We start from the raw sequence: 13339 nt of genomic DNA on the forward strand, positions 1-13339 counted from the left end.
AAAATACAGCCGTTTGCGGAGGTCGCAGGCCGGTAATATGTCTGCAAAATCCACCAATGCAGGGCCTAAGCTGGTTGTTTTCCCCAAATCTTGCGATATGTTGGTCCAACAATTCAGGAGCAGCTCATTGGAAAACCCTCAGGCCGTGCGTGACAATGCCGCCCGCCGCCGCGCCGGCGGCAGCTCTGCGGTTGACGCCGCGGCCGGGCGGATCCTCGACCTCATCCGGGCGCGGCAGCTGAATGTCGGCGACGTGCTGCCGACCGAACGCGAGCTCAGCGAGATCACCGGCGCCAGCCGCAACACGGTGCGCGAGGCTTTGCGCACCATTCGGACCTACGGGCTGATCGAACCGAAACCACGCGTCGGCGCTGTCCTGGCCGACGGGCAGAGCATCGCCATCCAGAATTTCTTCGCCGCGCATATGGATGTCTCGCGCTCGTCCTTTGCCGACATCCAGGGTTTCAGGCGCATCATCGAAGTCGGCATCGGCGACCACATCGTGCTCAATGCCACGAGCGAGCAGATCGAGGCGCTCGACGAGATCAATGCCCGGATCGTCGACAGCCGTTCGATCGAGGAAGCCGCCGAGAACGATTTCAATTTCCACATGGCGCTGGTCGCGCTGGCCGACAATCGCATGCTGACGGACATGTATTCCTTCCTTTCCCCGGTGATCCTGCGGATCATGACCATCGGCAAGGAAATGCGCCCGGTACTGGCCGACACCCGCGCCGCGCATGGCGAGATCATCGCCGCGCTGCGCGCGCGCGACAGGCTGGCCTACGCCTACCTGATGAGCCGCCATCTCGATTTCGCCCTGCGATTCCTGCCGGAAGACCCGGCTTCCGCCACGTGATTGAAGGAGTTCCCGCAATGAAGGATTTCGACGGCAAGGTCGCCCTGGTGACCGGGACGACCGGTATCGGCCTTGCGACCGCAAGGCGCCTTGCCGCGGGCGGCGCTGCGATCGTCGCCTGCGGTATCGACCGCGCGGCCAATGCGGCAATGCGAGCGGAACTGGAAAGGTCTGAAGCCGGCGCGCTGGTCGTGGACACCGACGTCTCCGTGCCGGGCCAGGTCCGCGACGCCGTCGCAGCCGGCGTCGCGCGCTTCGGCGGCCTCGACGTGATCGTCAATTCGGCCGCCGTCCATCCGTACGGAACGGCGACGACGACCGACTGGGAAACCTGGAACAAGGCGATGACTGTCAATGTCGGCTCGATCTATCTGACCGCCCATTTCGGCATCCCCGAAATGATCCGCCGGGGTGGCGGCGCCATCGTCAACGTCGCCTCGGTGCAGGGTTTCGCCTGCCAGCAGAACGTCGCCGCCTATGCCACGACCAAGGGCGCCATCCACACGCTGACGCGTTCGCTCGCGCTCGACTACGCGGCGGCCGGCATCCGGGTCAATTCGGTCAGTCCGGGCTCGATCCGCACGCCGATTCTCGAGAAGGCTGCGCGCGGCGAAAATGGCAGTGATGCCGATGTCGAGGAGGCCTACCGGCGCTTCGGCGCTGCGCATCCGCTTGGCCGCATCGGCGAACCGGAGGAAGTGGCGGAGCTCATCGCCTTTCTGTGCTCGTCAAAGGCGAGCTTCTGCACCGGCGCGGACTACAAAATCGACGGCGGCCTGACCGCCGGGATCGGCGTGAAGTAACCATGAAGATCGGTCTTGGCCTCTAACGGGAATCGCTGACGCCGGACAATTTCCGCTTCGCCCGTCAGGCGGGCGCCACGCATGTCGTTGCCCACTTTCGGCATCATGAGACAGACAGCCGTGGGCGCCGCCGCCGTGCGGCTGATGGGGCCGGTAGAGCCGCCCACATCCGGACCCCGGCTGGCGCCCCAATGTGGCTACGATCAGCAGCAATCGCACCGCAAAACGCCCAGAAAGAATTCAACTTCAAAATCAACAAAAAACAAGTCGCAGTTGCGATCGAAAGAACAAAATTAATTTGAATTTCAATTCAAATTTTATATATTAACTAACTATTAACAATTCGCTTAACGTTTTGATTTTTTTACTTATGATAACAATGAAGGGGGTAGTTTCAATATCGGAGAATGGGGCGACTTCTCCTATGCGAAAAGTTTTAGAAAGTTCAAAAAGAGATTTTGAACAGGACTGCGTTACGACCAGCGGATCGGATCCGCTCCACTCCAGCCAATATGTGACGCCCGCTAACCATGAGACCTCTCATTTTTCCCGGTTGCAGCATCAGACTTCGACCGGGTACCGAAGCGTGACCGCCGTGGCGAAGCTGGAGACAGCACCTTCCCCGCAGGACTTGGCTGCATTGCCGACGGTGCAGCTCGGCGGACTTCCCGTCACGGTGATCGACCGGCAAGGCGCCGCCCGTCTGATGATCGCGGCGGCGCGGCAGCACCGCCACGGCAGCCGTCCGTATTATTTCACATCCGCCAATGGCGAGGTCATCGCCCAGGCGCGCGCGAAGTCCGAGATTGCCGCCCTCTTCCGCGAAGCCGACCAGATCTTCGCCGACGGCCAGCCGCTCGTTCTCGCCTCGCGCCTTTTGTGCAGCACGCCGCTGCCGGAACGGGTGGCCACCACCGATCTGTTCCATGACGTGGCAAGGCTCGCCGAGAACGAGGCCGCGACCTTTTACCTGCTCGGGTCGACCGAGGCAGGGAACGCCAAGGCCGTGGCCGCGATCAAGGCCAGCTACCCGCGCCTGCGCATCGTCGGCCACAGCCACGGCTATCTTTTCGGCCAGGCGCTCGAGAAAAAGCTCGATGAGATCAACGCGCTCGCACCGGACATATTGTGGCTGGGCCTCGGCGTTCCGCGCGAGCAGATCTTTGTCCGCGATTTTGCGTCGCGGCTCTCGAATGTCGGCGTGATCAAGACGTCCGGGGGGCTCTTCGATCATATCGCCGGCAAGGTCCGGCGCGCGCCGCTTTGGGTGCAGAAGGCCGGCTTCGAATGGCTCTGGCGCATGCTGATGGAGCCGCGCCGGCTCTTCTGGCGCTATTTCACCACCAATCCCCGTGCTCTCTATGCCCTGTTGAGGTATTCGCAATGACCGCCGAACATTCGCTTCGTCCGCTGCCGGAGGGGACCGACACGGAGATCGCCATCGTCGGCGGCGGACTCTCCGGAACGCTTGCCGCGACCCTGCTCGGGCGATCGGGCTACCATGTCACGCTGATCGACCGCCACCCCGTTTTTCCGCGCGAGTTCCGCGTCGAGAAGATCGCCGGCGACCAGATCGACAAACTGCGCCGGATCGGTCTCCTCGATAGTCTTTCGGCGGCGGCCGCGGCATTCGACGAGATCGTCAACGTGCGCAAGGGGCGTGTGCTCGACCGCACGCACGCCCCTCACTACGGCATTTTCTACGACGACCTCGTCGCGGCGATGCGGGCCGAACTGCCCAAGACCGTGCGCTTCGTCGCCGGCCGGGTGAGCGCGGTGGAAGCGGGTCCGGAGCGGCAGCGTGTGTCGATCATCGGCCAGCCGGACGTGACGGCTCGGCTCCTCGTGCTCGCCACCGGCATGGGAGATATCCTGCGACGCGACGTGGGTATCGAGCGGCGGTTCGTCCACCAGCGGCAATCACTGACTTTCGGCTTCAATGTGCGGCCGGCGGGCGCACGTGCCTTCAACCATCCGGCATTGACATATTACGGCGAGCGGGTGTCGGACGGGATCGACTACCTGAACTTTTTCCCGGCCGGCGGCGTCACTCGCGCCAATCTCTTTGTTTTCCGGGAGCATACCGACCCTTGGGTCAAGGCGCTGCGCGACCGCCCTCGCGAGACGCTTATCGAAACGCTTCCCGGGCTCCTCAAAACATTCGGCGATTTCGAGGTCATCGACCGTGTCTCGAGTTGGCTCACCGACATCACCGTCGCCGAGAATTGCAGGCGCGATGGCGTCGTCCTGATCGGAGACGCTTATCAGACATCCTGTCCGGCGGCCGGAACGGGCGTCAGCCGGCTGCTCACCGACGTCGAACGCTTGTGCATGGTGCACGTGCCGCAGTGGATGGCTTCGCCCGGCATGGCGGCGGCAAAGATCGCCACTTTCTACGATGATCCCATGAAACGGCAGATGGACGAGCGGGCACTCGAACTAGCGAATTTCCGCCGCAGCCTGACCATCGACACCGACCTGCGTTGGCGCGCGCGCCGGCAGGTTCACTTCAGCCGCCGCCGCATCCTGCATGAGATCGACAAATTCAGCCCGAGCTTTGCCGCCAGGCTGCGCGGTCTCAAGCAGCCGCGGATCGAAGCCGTCAACTGATCGGGGCTAGTTCCCCGACACCGGGATCCAACGCGTTCGATCAGGAAGATTCGGCAGCCTCGTCGGGGGCCGGCGGCACGATGATGGCGGAAGGCCTGGCCTTCTTGACATGCGCGGCCTCCAGGATATGCCGTGCCAGCGCCTTGGCTGCCGGCAACTTCTCCACCGTCAGATGCGCCGCATAGCCGAGCGGACTCCCCGCATGGTAAACTTGCCACATCGGTGAAGGCCGGCCGCCGAAGATGCGCTTGTAGGGCTCGTCGCCGATGGTGAAATCGAGATAGTGATCTCCGCGCTCGATGCAGTCGCGGGCGATCTGCTCGAACATCAGGCTGCCGATCGACTGCTTCCTGTAGCCTGCCTCGTCGAAGCCGCCGAGAATGACCAGGAGGGAGTCGCGATGCTCGAGCCCGAGCGCGCCGGCGATCGGCCGGCCGTTCATCCAGAACGCGTAGGTGCGGGCAAAGCCGGCGGATCCTTCATTGGCGACGGCCAGATAGAAATCGAAATAGGAGGATGTTTGCAAAAGGTCGGCGGGGCCATCGCTCCCGTCGAAGCGTTTGCCGCGATAGAGCTTGAGGGCATCGAATGTCGTGCGGATGGCGGCCGGGTCGTCCACGCGTTCGAAGCGCGCCTCCCCCATGCGGTTCAGCTGCCGGGATTTCTTGTCGAGCTCCTTGCGGTAGGACTGGTCCAGCCGATGCTCGCGCCAGCCGGCGAATGTCGGCTCCAGCTTGCTGGTATAGGCGCTCATGCCCATGCTGTCGCGCTTGTCGATGCCGAACAGGCGCTCCATCGCCAGTGAGCGGTCCGCGAGCTTGCCGATGCGCAAGAGATCGTATGGCCGCAGATGCTTGCGGATGGCGGCGACCGTGCGGCTGTCGGCGAGGATGCGGGAGAAAGTCTCCTCATCGGCGACGGGCGAGACATAGTCGGAAACCCGCATATCCGCGAATTCCACGACCTTCAGCAGCGTGTAGCGGCGCCTCACCAGAGGTAGGACCATCGCGAGCTTTCCGCTTGCGCGCAGACGTACGACGATGATCAGCGGCGTGGCGGCGCCTTGTCGTACGAGCCTCTCATACAGTTGCGCGAGCCATATGGGGTGCTGAAAGGCGGTCGCCGCCGAGCTGGCGAAGAGCTCGGCGTATTCCTTCGAACGGAAATCGAACGCATCCTCGGCAGTGACTTCAAACATGTGATCCGAACCGGCGGGACAGCGGCCTATCGACGACGTCTTGGCCTTCAGGTCAAGATCGATCACCGCGATAGTTGGAATCTTGGTATATGCGTAAAATGCTAATGTTGCGTTGCAAAAGCGGCCGGGCGCCCCGCCCACTCGACCGGTTCGGGATTGCAAGTCGAGAATCTTCGCCGTGAATGTCGAAGTCGAAGCCGGATTTTGCGTGTAACGCTGATGTAAGCATTTAGGGCTAGTCTTTCGCTCCTCATTGTCGGAACTACGAAAACCCGAATAGAAGATAGACGCGGACGACAAGACATGCTGGCGATCGAAGTCATCGTTCCGCAATCGGCGCCCCGCCATTGGCAGCAGGTCGCCATTGAGCGGCTGGAGGCGGACGGCCACGATGTCGCGGTAACGCATCAGCCCGGGCCGGCAGGCTGGCCGGCCGCGGCAAAAGCCGCCTTCCGGTTCGAGCAACGTCTTTTCCGCCGGCGTGGCCCCCTTCTCGGCTCCGCGGTGCAGGCAATCCGGGCACGGCCCGGCAATCGCCCTGCCGCGCTGAGGCTCGACCTTGCCGGCGACGCGGTCCTATCGAATGTTCCGACCATCGGCCTCCGCTTCGACGGATCGAGCGCCGATCTCTCGGCCGCAATCGCCGTCGCGGCCGGCAGGCTGCCGATGATCGAGGCCGTGCTCGACAGGAAGACGGTGGTGGGCCAGGCGCGGCCGATGGTCGACAAGCGTGAGTCCACCGCGCTCGGCTCCGACGACGTGTTCGCCCGGGCCGTCACCCTGGTTCAATCGGTCGCCCGCGCGTTCGCTGCCGGTCGGCTGCTGCGGGAGCCGATCGCCGAGAGCCATGATCGCGGTGAGCGAGGCCGATTCACGTCCGCCTATCTCGGAGCGGCGCTGCCGCGGCTCGGCCGGGAAGCGCTTCGGCGCGCACGCTTTCGGCACGCGCATTGGCGTGTCGGCTATCGCTTCACCGATGCGCCGGGCGTCGCCGATAGGAGCAAGCTCGGGACCGGTTGGTCGGTGCTGCCGGACGTGGGCGACCATTTCTATGCCGACCCGTTTCCCTTTTGGTGGCAGGACCGGCCCTTCGTCTTCGTCGAGGATTATCCGCATGCCACCGGCAAGGCGGTGATCTCCGTTGTTCCGTTCGATGCTGGCGGTGTTCCCGGCACGCCTCGGGTCGTGCTGGAGGAAGCCCACCACCTCTCCTACCCGCAAGTGTTCGAGCGCGACGGCGCGGTCTGGATGCTGCCCGAGGCGAGCGCCAGCGGCAGGCTCACGCTCTACCGCGCCTCGGGCTTCCCGGACGATTGGATTGCCGAGACCGCGCTAGTCGAAGGCGAGATTTCCGATGCCACCTTGCTCGAGCATGAAGGCACGCTCTGGCTGTTCGCCACGGACCGGGACGGCCACGGGAGCACCTCCGACATGCTGGTGGTCTTCTCGGCTCCCGCGCTCGCCGGCCCATGGCGGCCACATCCGGCGAACCCGATCCTGATCGACCATCGCATGGCCCGCCCGGGCGGAGCCTTCGTCCGCAACCGCGACGGCCGCGTCCTCCTTCCGGTGCAGGACGGAACGCTGGGCTACGGCGGCGGGCTTGGCCTGTCCGAGCTGCTGCAACTCGACCAGCAGACGGTGCGGCTTTCGGCGCCGCGGCCGATCGATGCGGCCGGCGACTGGCCCTATCCGAAGATCCACACGCTCAATCGCGCGGGCCGCCTGGAGGTGATCGACGGGATCGCCGCGGTGCGGAAGTAGTCAGAGAGTGTTTCGAAACCCGCTCTCAGGCAAGCAGTAGGGCTTCGTAGCCCGCGCACATCCTGGCCGGCGAATACTTGTCTCGGAGCCGCCGCCCCGCCGCCGAAAGCCTGGCCTTGAATTCCGGCCGTGCGACCAGATCGGCAAGCCCCTTGGCCATGCCGGCGGCGTCGGCTTCGACGAACAGCGCAGCGGGTGAGCCGTCCTCGGCTGTCAGCACCTCGCGCATGACGTCGAGGTTGCTTGCAACGATCGGCAGGCCGGAGATGGCCGCTTCGACGCAGGCGAGGCCGAAGGTCTCGGTCATCGAGGCGAACGCATAGGCGTCGCCGGCCGCGAGGAATTCGAAGATGCGTGCCGGAGGAACCTCGCCGACGAGATGCAGGCGGTTCGCCACGCCGTGGCTTTCGGCAAAGGCGACGAGCGCCTCGCGCTCCGGCCCCGCGCCGGCAAGCGCGAGATGGACGTCAGGCAGTTGGTCGAGCGCCCCGACAAGCGCGATCTGGTTCTTCATGCGCGTCAGCCGGCCGGACGACAGGGCCAGCCATACGTTCTGCGGCAGGCCGAAGGCGGCACGCGCCGCTGCCTTGTCGAATTCCTCGCCCGGTACGGAAACGCCATGATCGATGCGGCGCATGCGCCGCCGATAGGACTGCGGATAGCGATCGAATTGCGCTTCCGTCCAGCCGGAATTGACGACATTCGCCTGGTAAAGGCCGACCATGCCCATTAGCTTGTCGATCTGCGAGAGAAGACCCATGACCCCCTTGCGATGCGGGGCGCCGCTCTGGTTTGCAACGATATGCCTGACACCGGCCAGACGGGCGCCGATCGTGCCGAAGATGTTGCCGTAGTGTTGGTAGGTGATCACCGCGTCGGGGCCTGCCGCGCGCAGATATCGCGCCAGGCCGAAGGCCGCCCGGATCTGCCCGGGCAATCCGCGCGGACGTTCCTTCAGGATGAAATCCGCATTGGGATCGCGGTCATAGGCATCGGTCTTCCGATACATGAAGACGGTTCGCACCTCGTGGCCGCGCGCCCGCAATCCTTCGCCCACCATGTCGGAGATGCGTTGCGCCCCCGCCGCCTCCGCCTGGGTCTGCACCTGCACGATCTTCACGTGCGCTCTCTCGGGAGCAAGTGGGGCACGAGACCGATCCTGTCGAAAGACAAGCCAAGGACTGATGGATTGATACCGATTCTGCGCCGGGCGATCGAGACTCCGAAGGCCGTCCAGGCGATCACGGTTCCGGCAATGCTGAGCGCGGCACCCACGGGTCCGAGGTAGTAGGTTGCCACCGCCGTCACGCAAAGCCCGGCGATGTTGACGACGACAAGCACCTTGAACAGCGCGTGCTGGAGACCCGTCAGTTGCAGCAGGATTTCGATCGGACCGCAGGCGGTGCCGAACGTCGCTCCTATGCCGAAGATGACGAGCGTTGCCCTCATGGTCGGCGTCGCATAGGCCGGATTGAAGATGGACAGAATGAGGTAGCCGAATATCCAGAAGGATGCCAGAACGCACAGCGCAATGGCCGAGCCGCCAAGCGCGGCGAGGCTGGTGATGCGCTGCACGTGAGCCCTGTCGCCGTTGTAGAAGGCGGCCGATATCTGCGGCGCCAGCGCCTGGTTGATGCCGTTGAGCGCAAGGGTGACGAAACGGGTGGTCCGGTCCGCCACAAAGATCGCGCCTGCCGCTTCGGGCCCCAGGATCATCGCCACGAGCAGGGTGCTGACCTGGCCGAGCGCCGGCGGCAGCGAGGTGACGCCCCACAGGCCGAGCGTCACTGTCTTGAATTCCTGCTTCTGCCCCTCGGTGAGACCGCCGCGATCGGCCCGCATCGTGTCGCGCACCAGGATGATTGTCTGTGGGACGACCGAGAGGATGAGCAGCAGCGCCGTCAGATACGTCGCGGTAACCGCAGCCATCCTCACATGCATGAAATGCAGCACCAGAACAGCCGCGATCGTCGCCGCGCGCCAGATGACGTCCCTTGGCAACAGGCCCGATATCAGCGCGTTCTTGGCCCGGAAAGCGCCGGAGGTAAATTCCGACCAGCCGAGCGAGAAGGACAGCACCGCGGCCGCCACGCACAGCGGGAGCCATTCCGGCGTTCCCCTGCCGACGAAAGGCAGGAAACCGACCACGATGATGAGCAGGCTGGTGCCGACAAGCCCGGCCAGCGCCACGAGAATGGCGCGGGCCATCAGCCCATGAGCCGAGGCGAGATCGCCCAATCCGGCATATTGGGGCCAGAACCTGAGCACGGTGCTTTGCTGACCCACCGAAGCGAAGAAGGAAACCAGGCTCGCGCCGGCATAGGTCGCGCTGTAAAGGCCGAACTCCCGTTCGTCCGTCACCATCGCCACGGCCACGAACATGAGGAAGGACAGGCCCGCGCTGGCAAGCTTGATGATGCCGGCCACGGCGCCGCTCTTGGCGAGGGCTGTGATCGACATGCGCATGTCGGTCGCCGGGCTGGCCGCTGCCCCCTGGGCGGCCTCGCGGTTCCCCGTGTTGTCCTTCAACGTCGCCTCCTGAGACGATCGGCGATGGGCCTACCCCGCACCTACGACGACGCTCAAAACCCAATCCTGCATAAGCAAAATGCCGCAACCGCGCCAGCGCGAACGCTTCGCATGGTTACCGGCATCGCCCACGCCGAGCTCATCGTCACGCCGCCACGCTTAACGGATGGCTAACGATAATCCTTAATAATGTGGAGACGAGTGAGGTCGTTAGGTCGCGGCTCCGCACGAGGAACATTGATGAAGCCAGCCAGGATCGACGAGCGCACTCTTCCGCCGCTGTTCGACATAGGTGCCGTGTGGTCCATTCTTTGGGCGCGTCGCTTGATGGTGCTTGCCATCGCCGGCGCGGCATTGCTGCTCGCGCTTTCCTATCTTGCGGTGACAAAACCGAGCTATACGGCGACGGCCTCGATACTGATCGACCCCCGCGACACGCGCGCGACCAATTTCAACAACGTGCTTCCGGGGATCGGGTCCGACAGCGCCGCCATCGCCAGCCAGGTCTTCGTCATCCAGTCGCCTGACCTGCTGGGCGCGGTCTTCAAAAGCCAGAAGCTCGACAGCGATCCGGAATTCGCCGGCGCCGGTATGACGTCGCGTCTGCTGTCGCTGTTCGGAGCCGGCGCGACCGCCACGCACGATGCCGCCTTCAAACGCTTCCAGAGCAAGGTGTCGGTGGAGCGCGAAGGACTTACCTATGTCATCAATGTCAGCTTCACCTCGCCGTCGCCGGAAAAGGCAGCGCGCATCGCCAATGCCATCGTCGACCAGTACCGGGCAGGCCTCGTGGGAGAACGCGAGACCGCCAACAGCGACGTGAACACGCTGCTGACGGACAGGATCTCGGGCCTGCAGAAGGATGTCAGCGACGCCGAGCGCGCGGTCGAGGATTTCAAGACGAAAAACAATATCGTGAATTCGACGGATGGCGGCACGCTGCAGTCGCAGCTCGATCAGCTCACGGCGCAGCTGATAGCCGCCCAGGGCGACGCCGATCGTGCCAAGGACCGGTACAACCAGGCGCTGGCGGCGGGCAATTCACCGGCCGGACTCGCCAAGCTCGCGGACATTCTTACCTCCACCTCCGCCAGCAAATTGCGCGACGACTACAACCAGCGCGCCACCGAGCTTGCCAGCCTGCAAACCATGTACGGGCCGCGTCACCCGACGATCGGCCGGCTTCAATCCGAACTGGAGCGGTTGCAGCGACTGATGGCGGCCGAGGCCGATCGGATAAGGCAGCAGTTGAAGGCCAGCTACGATCTTGCCGTGCAGAATGTCGGCAAGCTGCAGGACAAGCTCGAAGCCCTGCGTCAGCAGTCAACGGACTCGAATATCGCGCAGGTGCAGCTGCGGCAACTGGAATCCAAGGCGCAAGCCGCGCGCGCCGTGCTCGACGACTATCTCAAGCGCGCCCAGGAAACGTCCCAGATGCAGGGCGTGCAGACTTCCGAGGCGCGCAGGATCGGCGTCGCCTCGCCGCCAGTCCAGCCGACATGGCCGAAGCCGGTCCTGCTTCTCCTGGTGAGCGCCGTGCTGGGGCTTCTCGCCGGATGCGGCCTTGCCTTGGCGCTTGGTCCGGTTCCGCAGCCGGAAGAGGATCCGCAGGCGCCGAAGCATGCCGCGCCGGAGCCGGTCGTGGACCGCAAGGACAGAGCGCCCGTCAGCCCCCGGCCATTGCCGATGCCGGCCAATTTCGGCGAATACCGCCTGCCCGGCGTCGCCGGCGGAACCGCCTATTCCAACATCAAGGCGATCAGGAAGCAGCTGTTCCAGACTGGAAACGAAACGCTGTCGCTCGACGTGCTGAAGATCATGCGGCAGATGGTTCTGCACTTGAACGACCACGGCAAACCCTTTGTCATCCTGGTGTCCTCGATCCGCAGCAGCTTCGAGGCAAGGATTGCAGGTGCGATGCTGGGCATCGGCATGCAGCGGGCCGATCAGAACGTGCTGATGGTGGAAATCGGCGATCATCTGTCGAGCTCGACGACGGACGGAGCCGGATTGTTCATCGACGGCGCGACCGGCCTGCGGACGGTCGTGTGCAGCTCCGTTATGGAGAAAGGTCCTGGCGTGCCGGATCGCAACACCTTCCGCGGCATTCTGGCGGAAGCCGGAAGCGCGTTCGATTTCGTGCTCGTGATCGCCCCTTCGTTCAATGAGAATGGCTGGATTCCGGAACTCTTCGCCAAAGCCGACCTTGCGCTTCTCGCGCTCGGCCCGTCCGAGCAGCCTTCGGAAGCCGCCAAGCTGCTTGCGCAAAAATTCGGCGCCGGCCAGATCGGCCGCAGCGCCACTCTTGTCATCGCGCCGGACGGCGCACGGCCGGCCGAGGCGATAGACGGTCCGCGAGCGGTGGGCGAACAGCGCCGCAGCGCCGCCACCCGGGGATAGGCAGTGGAGGCGATGCATCGATGACATCGCCGTCCAAGATGTCACGGCGACATGCGCTGGCACTTGCCGCCGGAGTCCTGCTCGCCACCTCCCCTCTGCCACGGTCGGCCGCGCTGGCGACGGGCGGCGTCCGCGTCCCGTCGCGCGGCTTCAACCTTCCAGGATGGTTCGACCGCGACGGTGGACCTGCCCCTGCCACGGCCACGCTTGAAAAGCTGCGCCAGGCCGGCTTCGAAACCATTCGGCTGCCGGTGAACGGCGACCTCGTCTCCAGCGGCCATCCGGCAACGCTTCGCCGCATCCAGAACGGGATCCGGGATCTTGTCGGGGCGGGTTTTTCAGTCCTCCTCGACATGCATCCCTCGGGCGAGCTGGTGGCGGCTTTCCGAAACGATCCCGAAGCCGCGGGCGGGCAGGTGCTTCGGGCCTGGACCTCCTTGCGTGTCGTGGTCGCCGATCTGCCGGCGGATTGGGTCTATCCCGAGCTGCTGAACGAGCCACCGATGGAACGGAACGCATGGCTGGCGCTGCGGGAACGGATCGCCGCAACGTTGCGAGCGAAGTGTCCGCTCCACACGCTGGTCTGGGGACCGGCACGGTTTCAGGGCATCTGGGAAATCGCCGATACGCCGCCGCTCGCCGACGACAATCAGATTGCCGCGGTTCACTATTACGCTCCGATGGCATTCACCCATCAGTGCGAAAACTGGGATGCGTCGCCGCTCGCCCGCATCGCGGACCTGCCCTTTCCCGCAAGCAAGGAAACGGCGGCGGTGAACCAGCTGCTTTCCAAACTGCGCGCGGCCGGCGACGAGGAGGCGGCCAACCTCGTCGAGGACGAATTGTCGGCGCCTTGGACAGAGGCACGGATCGCCTCCGATTTTACCGATCTGGCGCGTTGGTCCGCGACTCATGACTGCCCGGTGATGCTGAACGAGTTCGGCGTGCTCAATTTCTGCGTGGATGCCGAAAGCCGCGCCTCCTGGGTGCGCGCCGTGCGCAAGGCGGCGGAAACGAATCAGGTCGCATGGACCTACTGGGAGCTCGATCAGGGTTTCGGCTTCATCAAGAACCGGCGGAGCGTCGAAGGCTTCGACGGCTCGATGATCGCCGCGCTCCTTGGAGGCTAGCGGACGTGGACGACAGGCGCCATAGACGCTTGCTGAGGCGAGCAAC

At 64.3% G+C, this 13339-nt stretch carries 10 protein-coding genes; 7 read left to right on the top strand and 3 right to left on the bottom strand.

Annotation, left to right across the window (positions count from 1 at the left end; genetic code table 11):
- Positions 1-127 precede the first annotated feature (127 nt).
- The 4 genes from P9236_RS09755 (at position 128) to P9236_RS09770 (ending at position 4272) form a co-directional block, all read left to right on the top strand.
- Complete coding sequence (locus P9236_RS09755; protein ID WP_278074405.1) at positions 128-859, top strand: FCD domain-containing protein; 732 nt, start codon at positions 128-130, stop codon at positions 857-859.
- Positions 860-876: 17 nt separating this feature from the next.
- A complete protein-coding gene (locus P9236_RS09760) occupies positions 877-1662 on the top strand; it encodes an SDR family oxidoreductase (RefSeq protein ID WP_278074406.1) in 786 nt (261 codons plus the stop codon).
- Between the two features lie 706 nt (positions 1663-2368).
- Positions 2369-3049: a WecB/TagA/CpsF family glycosyltransferase gene (locus P9236_RS09765; protein ID WP_347405181.1), complete on the top strand. Its 681-nt coding sequence runs from the start codon at positions 2369-2371 to the stop codon at positions 3047-3049.
- Positions 3046-4272 (top strand): NAD(P)/FAD-dependent oxidoreductase, encoded by a 1227-nt coding sequence (locus P9236_RS09770; RefSeq protein ID WP_278074408.1) that lies wholly within the window; start codon positions 3046-3048, stop codon positions 4270-4272. The genes P9236_RS09765 and P9236_RS09770 overlap by 4 nt, the downstream gene beginning before the upstream one ends.
- 40 nt (positions 4273-4312) lie before the next feature.
- Here P9236_RS09770 and P9236_RS09775 read toward each other — a convergent pair whose 3' ends face one another.
- Positions 4313-5470, bottom strand: coding sequence for a GNAT family N-acetyltransferase (locus tag P9236_RS09775; protein ID WP_278074409.1), 1158 nt, complete (start codon positions 5468-5470; stop codon positions 4313-4315).
- A 303-nt stretch (positions 5471-5773) separates the two neighbouring features.
- Between P9236_RS09775 and P9236_RS09780 the strand changes: the two genes are divergently transcribed.
- Positions 5774-7234, top strand: coding sequence for a hypothetical protein (locus P9236_RS09780; RefSeq protein WP_278074410.1), 1461 nt, complete (start codon positions 5774-5776; stop codon positions 7232-7234).
- Between the two features lie 25 nt (positions 7235-7259).
- Here P9236_RS09780 and P9236_RS09785 read toward each other — a convergent pair whose 3' ends face one another.
- Together P9236_RS09785 and P9236_RS09790 are read right to left on the bottom strand one after the other, a co-directional pair.
- The gene (locus P9236_RS09785; protein ID WP_278074411.1) at positions 7260-8354 is read right to left on the bottom strand and encodes a glycosyltransferase family 4 protein; all 1095 of its coding nucleotides are present in this window, start codon (positions 8352-8354) and stop codon (positions 7260-7262) included.
- Positions 8351-9763: a lipopolysaccharide biosynthesis protein gene (locus P9236_RS09790; RefSeq protein WP_278074412.1), complete on the bottom strand. Its 1413-nt coding sequence runs from the start codon at positions 9761-9763 to the stop codon at positions 8351-8353. Before P9236_RS09790 ends, P9236_RS09785 begins: the two co-directional genes overlap by 4 nt.
- Positions 9764-10003: 240 nt before the next feature.
- On the opposite strand from P9236_RS09790, the gene P9236_RS09795 reads away from it, so the two are divergent.
- On the top strand, positions 10004-12163 hold the full coding sequence (locus tag P9236_RS09795) for a GumC family protein (RefSeq protein WP_278074413.1): 2160 nt from the start codon (positions 10004-10006) through the stop codon (positions 12161-12163).
- 20 nt (positions 12164-12183) lie between these two features.
- A complete protein-coding gene (locus P9236_RS09800; RefSeq protein ID WP_278074414.1) occupies positions 12184-13293 on the top strand; it encodes a cellulase family glycosylhydrolase in 1110 nt (369 codons plus the stop codon).
- The last annotated feature ends 46 nt before the right edge of the window (positions 13294-13339 follow it).

It is taken from the genome of Mesorhizobium sp. WSM4884 (genome assembly GCF_029625675.1).
In the GTDB taxonomy this organism is placed as follows: Bacteria; Pseudomonadota; Alphaproteobacteria; order Rhizobiales; family Rhizobiaceae; genus Mesorhizobium.

Excerpts from the sequence above, each read along its gene's own strand:
- P9236_RS09770 (WP_278074408.1), top strand. The coding sequence starts at position 3,046 with ATGACCGCCGAACATTCGCTTCGTCCGCTGCCGGAGGGGACCGACACG.
- P9236_RS09780 (WP_278074410.1), top strand. The coding sequence starts at position 5,774 with ATGCTGGCGATCGAAGTCATCGTTCCGCAATCGGCGCCCCGCCATTGG.
- P9236_RS09795 (WP_278074413.1), top strand. The coding sequence starts at position 10,004 with ATGAAGCCAGCCAGGATCGACGAGCGCACTCTTCCGCCGCTGTTCGAC.
- P9236_RS09760 (WP_278074406.1), top strand. The coding sequence starts at position 877 with ATGAAGGATTTCGACGGCAAGGTCGCCCTGGTGACCGGGACGACCGGT.
- P9236_RS09800 (WP_278074414.1), top strand. The coding sequence starts at position 12,184 with ATGACATCGCCGTCCAAGATGTCACGGCGACATGCGCTGGCACTTGCC.
- P9236_RS09765 (WP_347405181.1), top strand. The coding sequence starts at position 2,369 with ATGATCGCGGCGGCGCGGCAGCACCGCCACGGCAGCCGTCCGTATTAT.
- P9236_RS09775 (WP_278074409.1), bottom strand. The coding sequence starts at position 5,470 with ATGTTTGAAGTCACTGCCGAGGATGCGTTCGATTTCCGTTCGAAGGAA.